General features: G+C 41.0%; 19 protein-coding genes, 1 tRNA gene and 2 rRNA genes. 4 read left to right on the forward strand and 18 right to left on the reverse strand.

Annotation, left to right across the window (positions count from 1 at the left end; all coding sequences use genetic code 11):
* Position 1 precedes the first annotated feature (1 nt).
* From HN643_01265 to HN643_01315, 11 genes are all read right to left on the reverse strand, one after another.
* A complete protein-coding gene (locus HN643_01265) occupies positions 2 to 1,261 on the reverse strand; it encodes a DNA helicase UvrD (GenBank protein ID MBT7500288.1) in 1,260 nt (419 codons plus the stop codon).
* A gap of 23 nt (positions 1,262 to 1,284) precedes the next feature.
* The gene (locus HN643_01270; GenBank protein ID MBT7500289.1) at positions 1,285 to 1,653 is read right to left on the reverse strand and encodes a four helix bundle protein; all 369 of its coding nucleotides are present in this window, start codon (positions 1,651 to 1,653) and stop codon (positions 1,285 to 1,287) included.
* Positions 1,654 to 1,681: 28 nt separating this feature from the next.
* Complete coding sequence (locus HN643_01275; GenBank protein MBT7500290.1) at positions 1,682 to 2,440, reverse strand: NTP transferase domain-containing protein; 759 nt, start codon at positions 2,438 to 2,440, stop codon at positions 1,682 to 1,684.
* On the reverse strand, positions 2,437 to 2,979 hold the full coding sequence (locus HN643_01280; GenBank protein ID MBT7500291.1) for a hypothetical protein: 543 nt from the start codon (positions 2,977 to 2,979) through the stop codon (positions 2,437 to 2,439). Before HN643_01280 ends, HN643_01275 begins: the two co-directional genes overlap by 4 nt.
* Position 2,980: 1 nt before the next feature.
* Positions 2,981 to 3,409, reverse strand: coding sequence for a DUF192 domain-containing protein (locus HN643_01285; protein MBT7500292.1), 429 nt, complete (start codon positions 3,407 to 3,409; stop codon positions 2,981 to 2,983).
* A gap of 185 nt (positions 3,410 to 3,594) precedes the next feature.
* Positions 3,595 to 3,702: ribosomal RNA gene (gene rrf / locus HN643_01290) — 5S ribosomal RNA — on the reverse strand.
* An 87-nt stretch (positions 3,703 to 3,789) separates the two neighbouring features.
* Positions 3,790 to 6,761, reverse strand: a 23S ribosomal RNA gene (locus HN643_01295).
* 421 nt (positions 6,762 to 7,182) lie between these two features.
* Positions 7,183 to 7,680: a hypothetical protein gene (locus HN643_01300; protein ID MBT7500293.1), complete on the reverse strand. Its 498-nt coding sequence runs from the start codon at positions 7,678 to 7,680 to the stop codon at positions 7,183 to 7,185.
* A gap of 18 nt (positions 7,681 to 7,698) precedes the next feature.
* On the reverse strand, positions 7,699 to 8,166 hold the full coding sequence (locus HN643_01305) for a hypothetical protein (GenBank protein ID MBT7500294.1): 468 nt from the start codon (positions 8,164 to 8,166) through the stop codon (positions 7,699 to 7,701).
* A gap of 114 nt (positions 8,167 to 8,280) precedes the next feature.
* Positions 8,281 to 9,030, reverse strand: a complete 750-nt coding sequence (locus HN643_01310) for a hypothetical protein (GenBank protein ID MBT7500295.1) — start codon at positions 9,028 to 9,030, stop codon at positions 8,281 to 8,283.
* 95 nt (positions 9,031 to 9,125) lie between these two features.
* Positions 9,126 to 9,210, reverse strand: a tRNA-Leu gene (locus HN643_01315).
* Between the two features lie 228 nt (positions 9,211 to 9,438).
* Here HN643_01315 and HN643_01320 point away from each other — a divergent pair.
* From HN643_01320 to HN643_01330, 3 genes are all read left to right on the forward strand, one after another.
* Positions 9,439 to 10,317, forward strand: coding sequence for a hypothetical protein (locus tag HN643_01320; protein MBT7500296.1), 879 nt, complete (start codon positions 9,439 to 9,441; stop codon positions 10,315 to 10,317).
* Positions 10,310 to 11,599, forward strand: coding sequence for a nicotinate phosphoribosyltransferase (pncB, locus tag HN643_01325; GenBank protein ID MBT7500297.1), 1,290 nt, complete (start codon positions 10,310 to 10,312; stop codon positions 11,597 to 11,599). Before HN643_01320 ends, pncB begins: the two co-directional genes overlap by 8 nt.
* A gap of 237 nt (positions 11,600 to 11,836) precedes the next feature.
* A complete protein-coding gene (locus HN643_01330) occupies positions 11,837 to 12,310 on the forward strand; it encodes a hypothetical protein (GenBank protein MBT7500298.1) in 474 nt (157 codons plus the stop codon).
* A 96-nt stretch (positions 12,311 to 12,406) separates the two neighbouring features.
* On the opposite strand, the gene HN643_01335 is transcribed toward HN643_01330, so the two are convergent.
* Positions 12,407 to 13,468 (reverse strand): ADP-ribosylglycohydrolase family protein, encoded by a 1,062-nt coding sequence (locus HN643_01335; GenBank protein MBT7500299.1) that lies wholly within the window; start codon positions 13,466 to 13,468, stop codon positions 12,407 to 12,409.
* Positions 13,469 to 13,635: 167 nt separating this feature from the next.
* Between HN643_01335 and HN643_01340 the strand changes: the two genes are divergently transcribed.
* Positions 13,636 to 14,100 (forward strand): hypothetical protein, encoded by a 465-nt coding sequence (locus HN643_01340; protein ID MBT7500300.1) that lies wholly within the window; start codon positions 13,636 to 13,638, stop codon positions 14,098 to 14,100.
* A 44-nt stretch (positions 14,101 to 14,144) separates the two neighbouring features.
* Here the strand turns inward: HN643_01340 and HN643_01345 are convergent, their stop codons facing one another.
* The 6 genes from HN643_01345 to HN643_01370 all read right to left on the reverse strand — a co-directional run bounded on the left by HN643_01345 (position 14,145) and on the right by HN643_01370 (position 20,753).
* The gene (locus HN643_01345; protein MBT7500301.1) at positions 14,145 to 14,930 is read right to left on the reverse strand and encodes a VWA domain-containing protein; all 786 of its coding nucleotides are present in this window, start codon (positions 14,928 to 14,930) and stop codon (positions 14,145 to 14,147) included.
* Positions 14,931 to 15,046: 116 nt separating this feature from the next.
* A complete protein-coding gene (locus HN643_01350; GenBank protein ID MBT7500302.1) occupies positions 15,047 to 16,042 on the reverse strand; it encodes a nicotinamidase in 996 nt (331 codons plus the stop codon).
* A gap of 39 nt (positions 16,043 to 16,081) precedes the next feature.
* Entirely contained in the window at positions 16,082 to 17,899 is a 1,818-nt protein-coding gene (locus HN643_01355) for a hypothetical protein (protein MBT7500303.1), read from the reverse strand.
* Between the two features lie 105 nt (positions 17,900 to 18,004).
* Positions 18,005 to 18,784, reverse strand: coding sequence for a hypothetical protein (locus tag HN643_01360; GenBank protein ID MBT7500304.1), 780 nt, complete (start codon positions 18,782 to 18,784; stop codon positions 18,005 to 18,007).
* 357 nt (positions 18,785 to 19,141) lie between these two features.
* Positions 19,142 to 20,155 carry an NAD(+) synthase gene (gene nadE / locus HN643_01365; GenBank protein ID MBT7500305.1) on the reverse strand — a complete coding sequence of 338 codons (1,014 nt, stop codon included), beginning with the start codon at positions 20,153 to 20,155 and terminating at the stop codon, positions 19,142 to 19,144.
* Positions 20,145 to 20,753 carry a nicotinate-nicotinamide nucleotide adenylyltransferase gene (locus tag HN643_01370; protein ID MBT7500306.1) on the reverse strand — a complete coding sequence of 203 codons (609 nt, stop codon included), beginning with the start codon at positions 20,751 to 20,753 and terminating at the stop codon, positions 20,145 to 20,147. Before HN643_01370 ends, nadE begins: the two co-directional genes overlap by 11 nt.
* Positions 20,754 to 20,821: the final 68 nt, after the last annotated feature.

Below are 20,821 nucleotides of genomic sequence, written 5' to 3' on the forward strand. Positions count from 1 at the left end.
ATTACAATTGTTTATTTTTTTGTAATTGTTTATTAATATCCGTCTCATCAAAAACTTTCACAGTCCCATATTCCCCATCATAACCAGGTTGAGTGTAAACTTTGCCTTCCCGGACACGGATAATTGCTTCAGCGATTATTTCACTGGAAATTAATTCGATTTCTTTACGAGTTAGATCTAATAATATTTCAAATTCAGTTTTCTTTTCTAACATTTCTTCAAAAACTGTTTGCACGGTCTTTGTGAGCTTACCTTTTTGATAACATTCAGCAATAATTTCTTGAAGTGGGACTAAACTTTTGAAAGGAGTTGCATTTTTCGGTCTGAATCCAAGTTTCCGATCCGCTAGATCATCAACTCGATGTTCAACTCCTAAAACTAACTCTTTTTTACAAACTGGACAAATATTCTTATGCTTATTTTTACTTTCCTGTGGAGTGCAAACGAATTTACATTTACTGTGGCCATCAAAATGGTATCTGCCCTCTTGCGGATAAAATTCAATAGTATATAAAAACTTTTTCAAATCTTTGGTTTTAATAATATTATAAATTTCATCGTAATTAACTTCTTCTAAATCAAAAACATTAGCTTCCCTGCCAATGTTTTTTGGACTATGCGCGTCTGAATTAGAAAGCATAGTTAAATTGTCCAAAGCGGACAGTCGCCAATTCATTTCTGGATCAGAACTAAGACCAGTTTCTACTGCGTAAATGTGCGGCGTTAATTCTTCATAGCATTCTTCTATTGAATCATAGCCCGACTTGGAACCAAACAAGGAAAACCAAGGAGTCCAAATATGCGCCGGGATCACCAAAGTTTTTTCATTAGCCTCAAAACAAATCTGAGCAAGTCTTTTTGCACTCAATCCAATTATAGGTCGACCATCAGATTTTAAATTACAACCAAGCTTATTTAATTCCGCATTTATCTTGTCAACGGTTTCAAAATCCGGCACTAATAAACAAACATGCTGACGCCTTGTCTTATCTTTATCTTTGTAAATACAACTTATTTCCCCACTTAAAATAAACCTAACAGGGTTGTCATTCTGAGCTTGCCGAAGAACCAACAAGCCTGAACCATCTTCAGTTAATTTTTCTTTAAGTTCTTTCAAGTACTGCGGATGAGTAAAATCACCAGTCGCCATTACCCCAATCCCTTTTTTACTTGCCCATACAGCCAAGGTCACCACTTCCATTTGGGGTGAAGTAGCACGGGAGTATTTAGAATGAATGTGGAGGTCGGCTATTGTTCGCATGACACAGTGAATTAGTTAATTTGTTAATTAGTTAATTGGCTCTTCAAGTTATTAATATAACTATTCAAACCAACCAATAATCCTTGATAACTATCATCAAGATGTTTCCATTTTTCTTCTGAAATATATTTCAAACTCATGGCAACGCACAAATGACTTCTTACTTCTTCCAATTCACCACGAGAAATATACAACACTCGAACTTTGTCTTTAAAAAAATATCTCCCTTGACTTTCGGCAATATTAGCAATGACGGAGTTTGCCGCCCTGATCAATTGCTGAATCAAACAAAACTTCTCCCAAGATGGAAAACCTTTTGTGATCTCATAAATTTCAATTAGCAACTCATGACCTTGTTGCCAAATTCTCAACTCACTGAATGATTTTGCCATACTAATAACTAATTAACCAATTCGCTAATTAACTAGTTCGCTCTCTAATCAACTTCTCAACTAATTCTAAATGATCCGGCGTATTAATTCCTAAACACTCAATCGGATGAATTTTAATTGAGTTAATCGTTTTGTTCTGTTGTACTGCCATTTCCACCAAATCTGTTAAATAATATTCTTGCTGTTTATTTTCATTTTTAATTTTATCAATATTTTGCCACAGCCAGTCGGAATTAAAACAATAATAACCTGGGTTTAACTCTTTAACTTGCTTTTCGTTCTCTAAACAATCTTTCATTTCCCGAATTGCTTGAATAGAATTATCACCATTACGTAAAATCCTACCAAAGTTGTAAAAAGTCTGACGCCAGTCATCAAAATCTTCCACTTCCGTAGTCATCATAGTAAGAACTGACCTTTCACTGTGATGTAATTCAAATAAATTTTCAATTGTTTTATGAGAAATCAAAGGATGATCACCATATAAAACTAAAATTGAGCCCACAAAATTATTCAAATGCTCTTGAGTACAAGCTAAAGCATGTCCAGTCCCAAATTGATTTTGCTGCCATACATGATCAGCTCGTTCTCGGACTTGATTACGAACTAAATTTCCTTTATACCCAACGACTACAACCGGTCTCCTACCTAAATTAACTTTATAAACGGCGTCTAACACATGCTCAATCATAGGCCTATCCAAAACAGGGGCCAAAACCTTTGGATGCTCACTATTCATCCTAGTCCCCTTACCTCCAGCTAAAATTACAACTTGTCGTTCGCTCATATCTCGTAAATAAAAATCTTGTGTTTTTCATTTCTTATAATTTGTACTGGCTCCCTCCAATCCTTAATCTTAAATGAAAAACAGATAACTTTAGTGCCCGGCCTTAGTTCTTTATCAAACTTTTCACGTAGGCGTACTAAATATTCTTCTAATAAATAACAAAAAACAATATTATACTTACCTATATTTATTGTATTAAAATTCTGATGATAAATATTTACTTTAGACTTATAAATCCTATTTTTTACTTTCGCTAAAAAACATGCCCACAAGTTAACTTCATAACCATCCAAGACTTTGACGCCTTGCTTTTCGAACAATCGCAAAACTCGTCCCTCTCCACAACCCAGATCAACAACTTTATCTTCTGGTTTTAGTTTAACACTTTCATTCAAATATGCAATTTGTTTTTTTGTCAAAGGCACAAAGGGCACTCCCCTGGCACGAATTACACCAACTAAAGTAGCAACTGTATAAAAAGTCATCACCAACATGACCACGACAACGAAACCTAAGACGATACTGTAAAAAATTATCATATTACCATTTTAAAATTGAATCATTATTAATTTGATATTGAGTCGCCATTCCTGCTGGGACTTCCAAGACATATTTAATGGCTGTATTTTTTGATTGAATTATTGGACACTCATTTATGGTTTGACAAGGAACCTCATTTGCTCGAATTTCTAAAACTTTTTTATTTTCGTCTAAAAAAATAATGTCCAAATCAAACATCATCTCTTTCATCCAAAAATTAGCTTGCTTCGGCTTATCAAAAATAAAAAGCATGCCCTGAAAAGCTTCTAAACTGGGGACTTTGCTCAAGCCCTTGGCTAGCTCATTTGAACTTACAGATACTTTCACCTTTATTTGATCGCCAGAAGGAACCCGTAAGTCTATGAATTGGGAAAAACCACAACTTGAGAACAAAAACACCATCAAAATTATAAGAATAATCCTGAACATAACAGTTATATTTTAACACTCAGAGAAAAATTTTTCAAATCGTTTTAAAATAAAAAACAGAGACATAGTCCTGGCGACCTGCCTCGACTGCCTGACGCAGTCGGGCAAGGCGGGCGACCTTCCCTCTATCAGAAACCATACTTAAAGTAGCTCGTCAAAATTTAAAATAAAAAACAGAGACATAGTCCTGGCGACGACCTACTTTCCCACTGTGTAGTATCATCGGCGCTACAGGGCTTAACTGCTGTGTTCGGGATGGGAACAGGTGTGGCCCCTGCGCTAGAGTCACCAGGACTATGTCTCTGTTTAAATAGAATATTTGATTCAAGTATAATAATTACAATTTGTAATCCGAAAATGTGAATATTAACATTATAGTGGCTATACATTGGGATTATTAGTACAGCTCGGCTGAATGCATTGCTGCACTTACACCTGCTGCCTATCAACCTCGTCGTCTACGAGGATCCTCATAACGAAACTTAATCTTGAAGACGGCTTCACGCTTAGATGCTTTCAGCGTTTATCCAAACTGAACGTAGCTACCCAACAATGCCCTTGGTAGAACAATTGGTACACTAGAGGTTCATCCTTCCCGGTCCTCTCGTACTAGGGAAGAGCCTTCTCAAGTTTCAACGCCCACAGCGGATAGGAGACCGAACTGTCTCACGACGTTCTGAACCCAGCTCGCGTGCCTCTTTAATTGGCGAACAGCCAAACCCTTGGGACCTTCTCCAGCCCCAGGATGAGACGAGCCGACATCGAGGTGCCGAACCTGATCGTCGATGTGAACTCTTGGATCAGACTAGCCTGTTATCCCCGGAGTAACTTTTATCCGTTGAGCTTCCGCCGTCCTATTTCGTACGGTCGGATCACTAGCTTCTGCTTTCGCAACTGCTCTTCTTGTAGGAATCGCAGTAAAGCTGGCTTATGCGCTTGCACTTTCACCCCGGTTTCCATCCGGAGTAAGCCAACCTTTGTAAACGCCTCCGTTACTTTTTGGGAGGCAACCGCCCCAGTTAAACTACCCACCAGATACTGTCTCCCTCCCGGATGACGGGATAGGATTAGAATTAAAGATATACAAGGGTGGTATCTCACTGGTGATCCGAAGATCTCCCACCTATTCTGAACATGTATATCCCTAACCCAATATCAAGTTATAGTAAAGCTTCACGGGGTCTTTTCGTCCGGCTGCGGGTAGCGAGCATCTTTACTCGCCTTGCAATTTCGCCGAGTCCATTGTTGAGACAGTCCACACATCGTTACGCCATTCGTGCAGGTCGGAACTCACCCGACAAGGAATTTCGCTACCTTAGGACCGTTATAGTTACGGCCGGCGTTCATCCGCGCTTCAGATCAGAGCTTGCACCCTTCACCTTAACGTTCGGACACTGGCCAGGCGTCAGCCCCTATACATCGCCTTACGGCTTAGCAGAGACCTGTGTTTTTGGTAAACAGTCGCGTGTGGTCGTTTGCTGCGCCCCCCACGAATGGGGGGAGGCCTTCTCCCGAAGTTACGGCCAGCTGTTTTGCCGAGTTCCTAAACAATGGTTATCTCGTCCACCTGAGGCTACTCGCCTCACCTACCTGTGTTGGTTTACGGTACGGATACTACTAGCTTAACCCTAGAGACTTTTCTAGGTGATCAAATTACCGAGATCGGCATATCCCGAAAGATATACCTCTTAACGACGTTCAGGCTTTACGGTTCCGGATTTACCTAGAACCACCCTAATAATAATCAACGAGCATAACCAAAAGCTCGCCTCGATTCAAGGACCACGTCCTCCCATCGGAAACTAACAGTAGTGCAGGAATATTAGCCTGCTCATCCATCGACTACGCCCTTCGGCCTCGCCTTAGGACCGACTAACCCTGGGTTGACAATCATTGCCCAGGAAACCTTAGGTTTACGGTGGCAGGGTTTCTCACCCTACTTTTTGCTACTCATGCCAACATTCTCTCTTCTATACGCTCCACCGCCTCTCACGAGTACGACTTCAACGCCTATAGAATGTTCTTCTACCACGCCAATGCAAAAAGCATTGGCATCCGCATCTTCGGTACTAGATTTAGCCCCGTTACATTTTCAGCGCAAGACAACTTGACCAGTGAGCTATTACGCTTTCTTTAAAGGATGGCTGCTTCTAAGCCAACCTCCTAGTTGTATAAGTCATCTCACCACTTTTAACACTTAATCTAGATTTAGGGACCTTAGATTGCGGTCTGGGCTGTTCCCCTTTCGACTAATGGAGCTTAGCCCCCATAGTCTAACTCCTTGGTTCTTAACTTCTGGTATTCGGAGTTTGACTGAAGACGGTAGGTTACCCATCCGCCCTCAACCAGTGCTCTACCCCCAGAAGGAACACCAAAGGCCAGTCCTAAAACTGTTTCGAAGAAAACCAGCTATTACCGAGTTCGATTAGAATTTCTCCGCTAACCACAGCTCATCCCCTCGTGTTACACGGCGAGTGGGTTCGGGCTTCCACTCCGCCTTCGCGGAGCTTCACCCTGGCCATGGCTAGATCACTCGGTTTCGGGTCTTGTACATGCTGCTAAATCGGGCTATTAACCCTCGCTTTCACTACGCCTTCGTCCTACGCGGACTTAAACTTGCAACATACACAAACTCGTTGGCTCATTCTGCAATAGGAACGCCATCGCTCAGAACGAATCTTGAGCTCTGACTCCTTGTAAACATATGGTTTCAGATACTATTTCATCCCCCTAACCGGGGTGCTTTTCACCTTTCCCTCACGGTACTAGTTCACTATCGATCACTAAAAGTATTTAGCCTTACCGGATAGTCCCGGCAGATTCACACAGGATTTCTCGTGTCCTGCACTACTTGAGAATAATTCTACAGTCTAATAATTTTTTTCGCCTACAGGGCTATCACCTTCTTTGGCAGAGCTTTCCAGCTCTTTTGACTAAAAATTACCAGTAACTGTCTGAAAATGTCAGTTTTCAGAAGGAATTATCTCGCTACCCCTAAATAACATGTAGCCTGACAGCCTTACACCACCAGTTCACGTCTCACCCGAAGGCAAAACAATCACAAAGTGATAAGGTTATATAGGTTTGGGCTGTTCCCCATTCGCTCGCCACTACTAAGGGAATCATTATTATTTTCTTTTCCTCTGGGTACTGAGATGTTTCACTTCCCCAGGTCTTCCTCAACTGCCCTATTTTATTCAGGCAGAGATAACTAAGGTTTGCTTAGTTGGGTTTCCCCATTCGGAAATCTTCGGATCAAAGGTTGCTTGTCGCCTCCCCGAAGCTTATCGCAGACTGCTACGTCCTTCATCGTCTTTTAGTGTCTAGGCATCCACCATATGCTCTTGAGTATGTATAACCACAATAATACTAATATTATTGTCTTATAATTTTAATTTTTCGTATTTTTTCGTTTGACAAAATTGCTATATTGTTAAAACATTTTTTTACTTAAATCTAACTTAGATTGTCAATGATCTTCGGTGTCATTTTTTATTTAGCCCCACGGTATTTTGGCTCTTGTGGTTAGTTGGTCTGTATTTTGCAACAGACACTTTTGCAAATAAAAAATATCCCGACTTGATTTTCCATCCATCCCAGGAGAAAATCAAGTCGAAATACTTTGTGTGGGAAATTGTTAACTCAATCAATGTGCCTTCTATTATATAGGAATTTAAAATTATGTCAAGGATAAGCTATGCACAAGTTATATACAATATTTTTTTGTTTAATTTTACGAAAAAAGCACCCTTTTTAGAGTGCTTGTATTTATTCTATGTTTTAGCCTTGGCATTCATTAATGCGTCGCTGATTTCATAGCACCAAGGCGTTTTCTTTGTGTTTACAAGAACCACATACTTATCCCCGGAAAGAATAATCAAGCCCTGTTCAACCATTTCATAAATACGTTCGCAATCACCATATAATATGCCATTCAAAGCTGGCATTTCTGATTCGGAAACAACTCTTGTTAAATGAACTTTTTTTTCTCCATCAACGTAACGGAAAAAACTCAATGTGTAGACACCCGGTTTTTTAGTGCCTGTAATAGAGACATGCAAAATTCCTGCATCCCTGTAAAGTTCTTTCAGTCTCGAGCTAACTTCCCAATCTTGACGGTCAAGCTTTGTCCGATCCTCCTCTATCTGATAAATCCTTTTACGCAATTCATTCGCTTCATCAATCAACGCCAACTTCTTTTCTGTGAAGGATTTATGATCTACAAATTTTTCTTCAAACTCTTTTCGTAAGGTTTCTTCTTTTGTTGCCATTCATTTCTCCTTTTTAATCTATATTGAATTTGCCATTTGAATTGCCAAATTAACTGTTCCTTTTAAAGTATCTGCAATTGGTACGCCATGCTTTTTCGCATAATGGCGAATGTAACCCATCTTCTTCGCTTCAGGTGGAGAACCAAGGACAACCTTACCAGAATTCTCCCAACGTCCCCATTCTACATTAGTTGTAAAACCAGGCATGGTTTCAAGCACACGCGGAATCCAGAACAAAATGCAATCTGCTGCATTCATCTGTTCGTCTTCCCAGTCAACTTGATACTCCCAATTAAATGTTTCTAGATCACGACTCTCAGGAATAAAAATATTTCCATCAAACCCAAATTGTTCAAAAAGCCTAATTGCTTCTGGTCGCCAAGACGAAACAATTGGTTCAACCCAAGGCCTTGGAGTTGGCCCAGCTAGAAAAATTCTTTTTTCCGCATCATCAACCAGCGGATCATCTACGTGAAAGACTCTCACTTAAACCTCCGAATTACAAATTGAAAATGAACCGTTAAGAATTTACATTATATAAAATATACTCTTTTGTCAACAAAAACCCCGCCTGCTACATTATAGCGGCGGAGCTGTTTTTTATTTCTGTACTCTCAAAGCTTCTCGCAAATAATCACCTGCTTCATCTAAATTGAGTCTGTCTTCTTCGTCACGCAAAAGCCCTTCCGTATCAATACAAATATCTGGATACCTTTTCACGATTTCAGGAATCAAATGAAAAGTTCCCGCGGACAAACCACCAGCTACCCCATAACCAATTCCCAAACTTGGTTGGTAAATTGATTCAAGATAATAAAGTAACTGTGCTTGATTTAATGGTTGACCAAATCCACAACTTGGATCAAGTAGCACATAATCAATGTGCCGGGAGTAGGCATTAATCAAACTAGCCATCACGTCTGGGTTTCTTACTCTTTCAAAAGCTCTTGATCCAATCTGTAAAACAATTACAACGTTAGGATACTCATTTCTGAATAGTCTAAGTTCATCAAGACTTGGCCAAGGAATGTTCAATTGAAAACCATGACAGGCTGGGCCAGCAATATTCATTAAAATTGCCATTTCATCAGACAGTTTGCCGCCCAGATCTTTTTTAAAATTGAAATGAATCAAATTCAAGGCACACGGATGATCCACGAAAATACTTTGAATTTCCTCTACCTCCGAATAACGATTAGGCCACCTGTTTGCAACTCCACATAAAGACTTTGAGCTGACCAGAACGCCAACCATTAATTTGTGTCTACCTTCCGCTGGCATCAAGGCCAACATTGCTTCAACTTCCTGCCGGCTCACGAATCCAGTAATTCCGATGTACGGCTTATTCACGCTCCCCCTCCATTTAAAGGAACACCCACGTAGGTAATTTAGCACTTATATATGTTTTGTAAAGTCTAAAATTATGAAAAAAAATAACACGCTCATGGTGGGCGGGAAAGGACTTGAACCTTCACGGCCGAAGCCACCAGTTCCTAAGACTGGCGTGTCTACCAATTTCACCACCCGCCCATCATGAACGTGTTATTTGCAATTTTTACCCTCCAAGAATATCATACCCCAATTAGTTAGTCAATATTTAAGGTTATTTTACTAACAAAACAAGGTAAGACCTTGACAAATTTTGTAAATTAAGCTAAAATATAATGTTTTAGACCCAAAAGGGCTTGACAGATGATAGTTTAGTGTGTATAATACACTTAGTAGGAACTTTGACAACTTTTTTATAAGGAGCCCCTAATGGCTGACAAAAAAATTGCACTTGTTTGGTTCAAACCTCGCAATGTGCACACAAAAGAGGAAAGCTTTCAAAAATACATTGAAACACTAGCAGCAAAAGCTGCAAAAATTCGAAAGCAAATTGGCATCAACTATTTGCCACATCAGTCAGAATACATTGGAGTGGTTGGCGGTGATGGTCCTCAGATTGAAAGAGCAAAAGAGTTTGCCCATCTAGGAATTCCGATTTACGGAATCAATATGGGAACATATGGATTTCTTCTCAATAACCACGGTGATAACGATGATATTCGTGCAGCGATTGAAGCTGCCGTCTGGATCAAATTCCCTTTGCTGGATATTGAAATTGAATACCTTGATGGCTCAATTGATAAGACTCTGGCTTTTAACGACCTATACACAAAAACCTCTGGGGTTCAAACCGCAAAACACAGAGTTTTTGTGAATGGTGAAAACATTATTCCTCAGGTCTTTGATGATCGGGAAACTTTCGCCATGGGTGACGCTGTAATTGTTTGCTCTGCAGGTGGTTCGACTGCCTACAACCGAGCAGCCGGTGGAAAAGTTTTTTCTCCCAACGCTAAGGTTTTTGGCATTACCATTGCATCTCCGTTTCCGATTCCATTCAAACCGATTCAAGTGCCTGATACCAGTGAAGTTGTCATTGAAGTTCTGGAAGATGAAAAGCGTCAACACATGATTATTGCGGATAATGAAGCCTACACCGATGTACGAAAAGTTACTATCCGCAAGTCTGAATTGACGGTTACCCTGGGCTTCAAGCCTGGTGAAACGCATCAGGACAAAGTCAAGAAAATGGAACAAAACCTAAGAGCTTGGAAAAAGAAAGCTCAAGAAAACGGAGGCCAAAATGCTTGACATGAAGCGCCTCAAAGAAGAGCGCAAAAAGATCAAGAAGATTCTCTACACACCTGATGAAGTCAAGGCAATCATTGCCGGAATCAAGCCGATCATTCAGGGAATTTCCGATGAAGATGTGTACAAGTTCACGATGCAACAGGGCGCCTATCTCGGACAGTCTTTCAATGGCTCAAAGAACTTTTGCGATCTGGATGTAGAGTACGACTTTAACGATCGGAAAGGTACGGTTTACCCAGAAGGCTTTGCCGATGCAGTTACGCGCCAGGTCCGACTCATGGGCAATATGCGTCTCCAAGACTGGGAACGAAAAGGCTTTGAAAGCATGTCCTGGTTCAAGCGAAGCTATCTTGATTTTCTCAGTAGCTATCGCTATGACCCGAGTGAAGTTACAGTTCGACAAGACAGAAAGGGGCGCCTTTTTATCAAAGTAAACGGCCCCTGGTATCGTACGATCCTGTGGGAAGTTCCCATCCTGGCGATTGTCAGCGAGCTGTACTTCCACATGACCGGACAGACTCCGAACGTTGAAACTTTTGAGACCAACCTGGTCAACAAGACCTTCAACTTCAATCGTCCTGGCTTCACTTACATCGACTTTGGTACCCGTCGTCGAGTTTCTTACCTGACCCAGGAAGCAGTTTGTCTCTATATGGCACAGACCATTCCTGACAACTTCCTTGGTACGAGCAATTGCTATATTGCTTTCAAGAATGGACTCAAGGCGTTCGGTACTCATGCTCATGAATGGTTCATGGCACACCAAGCGATGTTTGGTACTCGCATGGCCAACGAAATGGGTTTAGAATCCTGGGTTCGTATGTACGATGGTGCACTGGGCATTGCCCTTACCGACACTTTCACCACTGCGAACTTCCTTGAGGCTTTTGGTAAGCGTTACGCTGAGCTTTTCACTGGAGTTCGTCACGACAGTGGCTGTCCATTTGAATTTGGTGAAGCGATAATCAAACATTACGAAAGGCTGGGAATTGACCCCAAAAGCAAGGCCATCGTCTTTAGCGATGGACTGGATGACAAGCTGGCCGTTGAACTTCACGAAAAGTTCTATGGCCGTATCGGCGTATCCTTTGGTATCGGAACATTCTTATCCAATGACGTTGGATTTAAGCCCCTATCCATTGTGATCAAAATCAGCAAATGTCGATGGTTAGGAACTGAACGCTGGATCTACGTAGTCAAACTGTCCGACAATCCAGCCAAACACCACGGTCCGCCAGAGGCTATTACCAATACTCAGTATGACATTGGTTTAGCAGCTTAAACTTAAACATAACCCTACTTTCACACTTGGAAGTAGGGTTTTTTTGTCACAAACAAACGACTTTGTTTTCCCAAAGGGACCAGATTGTGGTAAATTAAAACAAAAACTACACAAAACAGTTGACTTTATGTGAAAAGTATGTTGTAATTATTAATCGTTTACTAGGTACCTACTACCTTAGACTAGATATCTAAAAAGTAGGGAAGGAGTTCTTTTATGAGTACCGTAACAATTGGCCTGTTTGGAACTTGTGGTGGCAGTGTTTGGCGGGATACTTTCATGAAACGCTATGAACAAGAAGGTATCGCCTTTTTCAACCCAGTGGTTGAAGACTGGGATCCCAGCATGGCCGAGGTGGAAGCTGAACATCTGGCAAACGATGAAATCATCCTGTTCCCTGTAACCAAAGAGTCCTATGGCTCTGGTTCATTGGCAGAGGTTGGTTTCTCCATTCTCCAGGCCATTCGCCTGGATGACCGGCGCGACTTTGTCATCCTGATCGACATGGACCTGGATGAAAGCTTGGATGACCCGATTGCACGGAAAGACTCTATCAGGGCCCGCGCCCTGGTCAAGCAACATCTGAAGAAGCAACGGCTCAAGAACGTGTACTTGGTTGAGTCGTTGGAAGAAATGCTGGAAGTAAGTGTGCAACTGCACGAAGCCGCCAGCATCCACAGTGGACTGAGGAGATTCAATCCTCACCGCTAGACAACCATGAACCGCATCAACATCTTAATGTTGATGCGGTTTTTCATTATTATACAATTATAAAAAGTCCTGGTAGTTACCAAGACTTTTATGTTTTTATTTCCTTCCAGCAAACGTGTCAAAGAATTCAACTCCCAACGCTTTAGCGTCTCGGAAAGTTCGATTAAACTCCTGCCATTCCACAGGTATTGATTCCAACCCAACATTGGCTCCAATTAACGCACCCACAATTGCCGCATTAGTATCAGTGTCACCGCCAGCGTTAACTGCTTCCAGTACACCTGCTCGGAAGTTAGTTGGATTACGAAAGAAAATTGCAATGGCAAAAGGAATTGATTCCAAGGAATAACAACTACAACCGTTTTGTTGAATCAAGCCATTTAGATTCGACAGCAAACCATTCTCATGAATCTTTTGTAACCGGTCTGAAATTTTATCAGTATAATCATGGTAAGCTGAATACAATTTTTCAGCAGCCCTGACCGTTTTGACCAAAGCCTTGAACTTCAAATCTACCTTTCTAGAACCAACGTCCATTTCATCCTTAACCGATGAGGACATTAACCAGCAAATTGCATAAGCAGCAATCGAAGCACGAATATCTGAATGAGTGGCCATACCCTGCTCCACACATATAGACATCATTTTACCACCAGTTACTCCACCATTAGCTAGGGCAACATACATAGCCAGTGGCGCAATTTTCATAGCTACGCCATTGCCACAACCCTGATTCGGCGCTGGTCGATTACTATGATTTCTCGGATCCTTGCCTTCCCGACCATCAGTCTGAAAAAAACGTTGGATCTGAAAAATAGAATTCCGCGTTGAGCCTCCCCAACCAGCAGTACTTTCATTAGCTTCACGAATCTGCTCTTTGAGCATATCCTCAAAATCATAACCCTTACAACGAATCAATGATTTTGCCAACGCTCGAGTCAACTGCCAGTCATCAGTAGTTTCACCAGCTTTAAAATTACTAATGCTATCAAAACGAGTTTGCTTAGCATCAAGAAAACCAGTAACACCACCTGGTACAGCTTTTTCTATCTGATCATCAGTCATAGTTTCAACGGGCATGCCCATTGCATCGCCAATGGCAACGCCAAGAAAGCAAGCCTGAACTTTACTGCGGAATAATTCATTCAAGTCCTGCATGAGAACCTCCATATATTTATTTTTTACAAAGAACCGTTCATAGACATTATATATTATAGTATTAATAATTTTTAGTCAATGATAAAAAACATATATATTAATTGACAATTTGGCTTAATTTTCATACAATTAAGTATAAATATGTTCATTCAACAAAGGAGAAAATAATGAAGAACTCATCTTGGATTGTTGTTTTTATGTTTTCATGTTTTTATGTTTTTATGTTCAATGGTTGTTCAATCATTAAAAAACAATGCGAAGCCCCACCAGGACCTTGCGACATCGCCGACTGGCAAACGCATTGCAAGCAAAGCATTGATGATTTGGACTGGCTAAGGGCTCATTACTTCAACAACACTTATTGCTTTTGCCAAGATCTAAAAACCACAGCAATTATTGTTTCAGATGAATGTTTACAATTAGCTGACAAAGCTGAAACCGAAAGAGACAAACGAGAATATCTAGTCACAGCTGGTCATCTTATCCTCTACTATGCATTTGACGAGTGCGATAAACTTGGCTCAGTTGTTTATGACAGATTAACCAAAGCCAAATTACATAAACAAGCCAAGCAGTTTGCTAAAGAATGCAAGATTGCACATTACCAACTCTCAGAAGAAGAGTTACCATGAAAAAATATTAAACCCCACCTTCTATTAAAGGTGGGGCTTTTTCTTTACGGAGTAAAGAAATTGTTTTGAGCACTCTTCGGATTAACCTTGGCCTGTGATGCGCGGATCACAGACTGACTAACCAGTTGGAAAACCCGACGAACATCAGACGGGGTATCACCAGCTTCAAGAACTGCACCAGCCGGAATACCCATGTCCTTGGCCACATCTTTGAATCCGTGATTTCCCAATCCAACCATAGCCAGAACAAAGGTTTCAGAATCCAGAAGATCCTTGGCCAAAGTTGCACAATCCGCAGCAGTGTGCTGACGAGAGCCATAATCCTGACCATCAGTAATCACTACAGCAATGCTACGCACAGTTGTTCCAGAGTCGCGAAGCTGCTGAGCATAAGTAACATTAGCAGACAAAGTCTCAACCCACTTGTCATAAAGAGGAGTGCAACCACCAGGATGGTAACTTTTATTATCCAATTTTTCAGCATCCACAACTTTCAGATAAGAGTGATAAGGGTTGTCTCTGTTCAAGGCCCACATTCCAAGCAAAAATGAATCCTTCTGTTTGGAATCAACCAGCGCTTCAATCAAAGCATTCTGGCCATCAATAACCGCACCAACAACATCCCACATAGAACTTGAGTCATCAATCAAGAGACTTACCAAGGCAACTTCAGTTGCATCGATCTCATCAAGGTCCAATCCATCGCAACCCATGAGAACATTATCATCAAGACTTACGCACATTAGGTCACGCGATGGCAAAGAGATGATCCCATGATCAGCTGCATCACCTAGAACACTTTTTACAGTACCAATATCAGGTTTACTCATAATAATCTCCTATGAGTTAAAAGATTAAAGTTGAAAGTTAAACACAAGAAATTAACTCAGACAAAGACGGTTCCCTCCTCCGACTTAAGTCGGAGGAGGGTTTGTTATTTTTAGGTTTACGCAGCGATGTCGATAACGTCAGTAGACTTGACTACGTGCATACCCGCAGCGCGGAAATCATCCAGCGCATCCTTGGCCATCTGCGGGAAGTCAACGATAACTGCACCAGTATTAGGATCAGTCACGGCCGGAACCGGAGACATGCAATCCTCCAGAATATAAACCTTGTCCACCAGACTAGGATCAACAGCGTTAATTTCACGCAGCAAGTCTTCAATCGTGGTCTTAACGCAATGACTGGAAGCCTGACCAGCAATGTAGATCCGATCATTTTCCATCAAAGCCTTGAAGAACTTGGTATTGAACTGGCCAACCACTCGACCAGCCACATCCTTCACTTCAGGCGAAAGAACTGAATAGTTCTCAGTCAGAGGATGAACACCCTTGGTCTCAAACTTGGTCTGCTTGCGACGAGCTACTGCATGGAACATAGCTGCTTCAAAAACTGCCGGAACCATCGCATGCCCAACACAACCAAGCATGGTGTGATACGGCCAAACGCAAAGCATATATTTGCCAGTTTTCTCAAGCTCCTCGCAATATGCAATGCACTCATGCGGATAAAGTGCTGGCACATACTTGCCACTCTTAATATCCGCAACAGAAATGAGCGTGAACGGAGCAGGGTGCTTGCCGGTTGCACTCTCAATCCAGAAAGAAGGATGGAAAATCTGGTAAGCTTTGTGCGTATCCAGAGAAAAATGCATCTCTGTGATCAGCCCCAGATTTTTGTAAATGAACTCACACAATCTGGCACTGTCTTCCATTGCGCCAGGGACAGACAAACTACCAGAAGTCAAACAAAAATCATTCTGTACATCAATACCGAAAAGTGCAATTTTGAATTTATCATCTACTGACGGCTTCAAGCCATGCACCTTGGCAAAATCAGTTGCCTCCTCAGCAACCATCGCCTTACGAGAAAGATACAGATCGCCAACCTTGCTAGCGTCATAAAAACTCGGAAACGGAAAAATTTTAGCATTACTCATAATAGGCTCCTAAAAAGTTAAAAGGTAAAAGTAATAACATTAACTCAAGCGAAGAAGACGAATCTCCTTTTCAGAAATTACGTAAACTCCTCCTGCTGCTGAAATTAATTCACATGATTCATCAACAAACTTTTCTGTGTCAGAAAAAAGTTTAGCTTCAACAAAGTAACCATTTTCAGGATTTAGTAAAAGCAAACCCTCATCAGTTGCACATAGTACATTGTTACCACCAAGTGCTTTGCCACGAATTGTCTTTAACGATCGACTATTGTCTGCCTCCTCTTCTCTTTCAGCAATTAACTTACCGTTCTTATCGAGAAGGTAAATAACGTTAATAGTCTTACCATTTTCTACCCGAGACAAAGTGAATAAAACTGAATCATGAGTAAAATAGCATTCCGCGTCAACCAACTGTCCTTTAATCTCAGGTAACTTCACGTTGTCATTAAGAAACCCCTTGTGAGCATCAAAGACAAAGTAAACAGTCTTAAGTCCGACTCGGTAAAAACCAAAGCCGAAATCTGGTCCAACTTTGAACCAAGTCTGATTTTCCAGAATCTGTCCCACGATTTCCTGATCATTTTCAGCTAGGTAATCACCGGAGAGGGTAAAAAAATCAGATTGATTACTGGTAAACATTGGCAACTTACCAAGACCACCAACGGGAATTATCTGTTCAACCTTTTCATTACGAATTACAGCAATCTTTTTACCGGAGCCAATCAAAGTACGGTCTCCCATCAAGGCAAAACGCATTGTTCGATCAGCTTTTTCCAAAATCACTTTTTGTTGGGTTTCCCGGCGAAGAGTATCACCTTCTTCGTAAAGATAACGCAGTTTAGGTCCCTGCAATTCGGCTAAAATAATTCTACCTCTGGTTTGAAACACCCTCGTCGCAGTACAACTACCGTTTATTACTGTAGCTTGTACTAATGCCGGGTCCCTTTGCACACAAGTCGGACAAACACGACGAGCATGATAAACTCCGCACTTAGCACACTCCGTCCACCGAATACTTTTCAGTAGATTAAGATCTAGCTTAGCTCTTTGTTTATCGTCAAAGAGCAAGCTAAAGTAGTTAAGTAACTCATCCGGCAAAACCCCATAATGAATTGCCGCTTTGGGATACTTTACTTGGTCATCAAAAACTGAAACTGCTGCTTCAGCTCGACGAAGCATGGTTTTGAATCCTTTATGAATGCCACCGTAAGGATGAACATACAAAAGGCTTTGAAAAAGCATGACCGCAAAAGCATAGTAATCACTTTCGCAAGTAAAAACTGCTCTAGAAGAAAAGTCCTGTCCGAACAAAAGAGGATCCAGAAACCTTTCTGTGGCCATAACACAGGGCAAACCAGCAAACTGCATACTGTCAGTGTCAATCAAGTAACTTTTTTGATCTTTGAATAGAACATTCAAATCATTAAAGTCACCAATAATCACACTTCGAGTATGCAAACCATCAACTGCCTGACCTAAGTCACCGAAAATTTCCATTACTTCAGAGTTATCAATTCCACCTTGGCGAAATTTCTTTTGCGAAAGCATATAAGCTACTTCAGCGCCAGAAACTTTAGGCATTACATAGCCGACAATTTCACCTTTTACATCTTTGGCAAGAGCGATAGGTGAAATTACATTTTTCGGCAAATTCTGAGGAAACTTTCTCAGTTTTTCAAGCTTGATCCTATGCATCATTTGCCACAGATCTTTACGATCTTGCTCCCAACCTTTCTCTGGTTTATGAAAAATCTTTACTGCTTTGTCTCGCCAGTTGAAAACCTGAGCCTCACCGCCAGTTCCCAAAATATCTTTGGGAGACAGACGGACTTTTTTACCTTCTATGTAAACATCCATTGCTTCCTCCGGAAGAAATTCTAATTTCCTAAATCCTAAACATCAAATAATATCAAATGTTCAAACCAATAAATTTAAATTTTGAACTTTGTATTTGTTTAGAATTTAGATATTAGTGATTGGGATTTGTAATTCTTGCTTTCTAACAAGAATTACCGTTGTATCGTCATGTAAAAGTTTATGATTATTACCAAGAACGTTCAGTCGCTTTTGAACCAAAGCTTTATTTTTCAAATACTTTGACCCAGTTTCAAAATCTAGCAAGTCTCCAACTTTCATTTCTTTGCCAAGCAAAGAAATATCTTCCTCACTTCTTTCAAATAACTCACTAAAGCCATCGGTGGCAATTAGCAAACTGTCGACTTCAGAAGTTGGTAGGTCATGCTGAATTTTAACTTTTGCTGAACCATAAGTTAAATATTCAGGTTCATTATTTTGATCAATTTCTGTAACTTCTCCATTCAGAGAAATCACCCCATCACCAAAGCTAAAGATAATCGTTCTTTCTTCGGTCAAAATAAATCCGACCAAAGTAAAAAGCCAATAACTATAGGTGTCAGGAGCTTCTACTATCCCTAAACACTGATTAAAGCGACGCAGACTAAGCAAAAATTGCCTGGCCGCATCGTTCAAAAAGTACTCCCAATCATTTGGCAATTCATCTGGACAAATTTCAATCATCTGTCGTAAATGATTAGCCATAAATCGGACTCCTAACTTCGCTCCTACTTCAGAATGCCTCCCTGAGCCACAACCATCACTAACTAAACCAATAACTACTCGTTCAGTTGTGGCAATAGTTAAAGCATCTTGATTGTTCTTGAAACCTTTGTGATGATAAGATCCAATGACGCTTCCACCTTGAATAGCGAATTTATCCAACATTATATTTCTCCTATTTATGTAACTATGATTGTCAAAGTTCTATACTCACTATGAATTCTTCCTTGTAAAAAGCCGAAGCAAATCACAGAGAAGAAAAACGCAAGATGTAATTTCCCCACAATATGTTTTTAGGAAATAGTGTAATGAATACACTTTTGTCTTACAGTTTAATCATAGTGTACTTTTTACACATTGTCAAGTCTTTTTGTTAATTTAAAACAAAAACTAGCTAAAGTTAGCTAATAATTCCTGTGGGCAAAGGGTTAAAAATGACACTTATGTTTAAATTGAATCCTTGTAATCTCGTAAACAAAAAAACGTCTACTTAACTTTGTAAGTAGACGCTTATGATTTCAGTTAAAGAACAATGTCTTCAATGTGCGGCAGACCAAGGTCTTCTCGACCCAGATTCAGCGTACCTCGCCGCTTGAAGGCTCCGTTCAACGCTCTTTCCGCCAAACTGTGAATCAGTTCATACGGATAATCATCGATGATGGGAAGATCATTCAACTGATTTTTGTCTCCATCCGGATCAAAGCCAACCTGAATCAGCTTGATCATAACCTCATCGATCACGTCGTAATTTGCACGGAGTTCATCTTCATCATTCTTGCTGATTCCGAGATCAGCATCCGGCTTGCGGTTGATTACCTCTTCCGGAACACAAAGCCGCCTGGCAAAGGCCTTCATCTCCTTTCCCTTGAGAACATTCTGGATCATTCCGAAATCACCAACATCACCGCAGATAGTCCAGAAGGCCATCCAGAATTCCGACAGATTGTCGGTCGAAAGAACAAGTCCCTTCATAAGCCTGGCAATGTGGTACGCAGTAATCATGCGCAGACGCGCCTTGATATTTCCCTGCGCAACCTTGCGAGACCAGTCCCACTGATCAAGAGCAGCCTGATTCTGTGTTTTCACCAGAATCTCTTTTACCTGCTCATTAATACTGGCAACTGGCGAACGAGGAAGATCATTGAGTAGATGCTCAAATCGACTTTCCTCAACATAGTGCTCAAGTAGAGCTCTCCAGTCGTAGCTACCGTTTGCAATACGGAATACTTCAGTCCATTCAACCTTGATCTGATGAACACCAAATTGATTGATAACATCAAGAGCCAAACGCTCTGCATCAGGACTGGACTCAATGGGAATCATCACTGCTGTAACATCCAGACGATAACCGTCCATCTTTGCCATGTCGCGTGCATACGCCGCCGCTCCCGTAGTTACAGCACTGTCTAGACCTCCGGATTCAGGAATAATCAAATCATGAATACCGCTGGCTTTACAATAATCATACAGGTGCAGGGCCATCGCATCAATAGCCCGGTCAATCTGCTTAGTCGTCAATCTATACTCAGTCGTCATTTTCGCCTCCGTAAAGGTCATTTGCAATAATAAACTTTTCGACAATAGGGACTACCAATCCTGTAATTGGATTTCCTGCTTTTAGTCGTGCACGGACTTCAGTACTTGAACCTGCAAGTTCTTGCACCGACAAGACCTCAGCTTTAGAAGGAAGGTCCTTCTCGTTGAGAGGAAACCCAGCCCTACTGTTGATCACAAAGTTCAAGTTTTCCCAAACTTCCTGACCGCGATACCAGCATCTCTGAATCTCAGATTCCCCAGTAGCGCCGCCTATAATTAGATCAGTTCCAATAACGTGGAAAACCTGACCATTAATTTGCTCTCGCAAACGGCGATCCAGATCGTAAGTACGAGTAAAGGTTTGATTCGTAACGTCACTCAAGTCAACCTTCACATTTTTCAATTCTCCGAAAGTCATAATAACCATTTCTGATCTTTCCAGTGGTGTCACTGTACCAAAGTCTTTTTTGACTCTTCCCCCACAAGGCACCACTAACACTTGATCGAAAATCTCAGAAAGAGTTTTGGCAATATCAAAGTGAGCCATTGTAGGTGGATCAAAACTACCACCAAAAATCACAACCTTTTTGTCGTTCATTTTGCAACCTCATTGTAAAGATCTATTATTCAATAAAATTCATAAATATATTCTGAACTTTATTGAAT

This window comes from Candidatus Falkowbacteria bacterium (genome assembly GCA_018674305.1).
In the GTDB taxonomy this organism is placed as follows: Bacteria; Patescibacteriota; Patescibacteriia; order UBA11705; family JABHMO01; genus JABMRF01.

Bases quoted from the DNA above. Each gene is read 5' to 3' on its own strand.
- HN643_01265 (MBT7500288.1), bottom strand. From the start codon at position 1,261: ATGCGAACAATAGCCGACCTCCACATTCATTCTAAATACTCCCGTGCT.
- HN643_01270 (MBT7500289.1), bottom strand. From the start codon at position 1,653: ATGGCAAAATCATTCAGTGAGTTGAGAATTTGGCAACAAGGTCATGAG.
- HN643_01275 (MBT7500290.1), bottom strand. From the start codon at position 2,440: ATGAGCGAACGACAAGTTGTAATTTTAGCTGGAGGTAAGGGGACTAGG.
- HN643_01280 (MBT7500291.1), bottom strand. From the start codon at position 2,979: ATGATAATTTTTTACAGTATCGTCTTAGGTTTCGTTGTCGTGGTCATG.
- HN643_01285 (MBT7500292.1), bottom strand. From the start codon at position 3,409: ATGTTCAGGATTATTCTTATAATTTTGATGGTGTTTTTGTTCTCAAGT.
- HN643_01300 (MBT7500293.1), bottom strand. From the start codon at position 7,680: ATGGCAACAAAAGAAGAAACCTTACGAAAAGAGTTTGAAGAAAAATTT.
- HN643_01320 (MBT7500296.1), top strand. From the start codon at position 9,439: ATGGCTGACAAAAAAATTGCACTTGTTTGGTTCAAACCTCGCAATGTG.
- pncB (MBT7500297.1), top strand. From the start codon at position 10,310: ATGCTTGACATGAAGCGCCTCAAAGAAGAGCGCAAAAAGATCAAGAAG.
- HN643_01335 (MBT7500299.1), bottom strand. From the start codon at position 13,468: ATGCAGGACTTGAATGAATTATTCCGCAGTAAAGTTCAGGCTTGCTTT.
- HN643_01340 (MBT7500300.1), top strand. From the start codon at position 13,636: ATGAAGAACTCATCTTGGATTGTTGTTTTTATGTTTTCATGTTTTTAT.
- HN643_01345 (MBT7500301.1), bottom strand. From the start codon at position 14,930: ATGAGTAAACCTGATATTGGTACTGTAAAAAGTGTTCTAGGTGATGCA.
- HN643_01350 (MBT7500302.1), bottom strand. From the start codon at position 16,042: ATGAGTAATGCTAAAATTTTTCCGTTTCCGAGTTTTTATGACGCTAGC.
- HN643_01355 (MBT7500303.1), bottom strand. From the start codon at position 17,899: ATGGATGTTTACATAGAAGGTAAAAAAGTCCGTCTGTCTCCCAAAGAT.
- HN643_01360 (MBT7500304.1), bottom strand. From the start codon at position 18,784: ATGTTGGATAAATTCGCTATTCAAGGTGGAAGCGTCATTGGATCTTAT.
- nadE (MBT7500305.1), bottom strand. From the start codon at position 20,155: ATGACGACTGAGTATAGATTGACGACTAAGCAGATTGACCGGGCTATT.
- HN643_01370 (MBT7500306.1), bottom strand. From the start codon at position 20,753: ATGAACGACAAAAAGGTTGTGATTTTTGGTGGTAGTTTTGATCCACCT.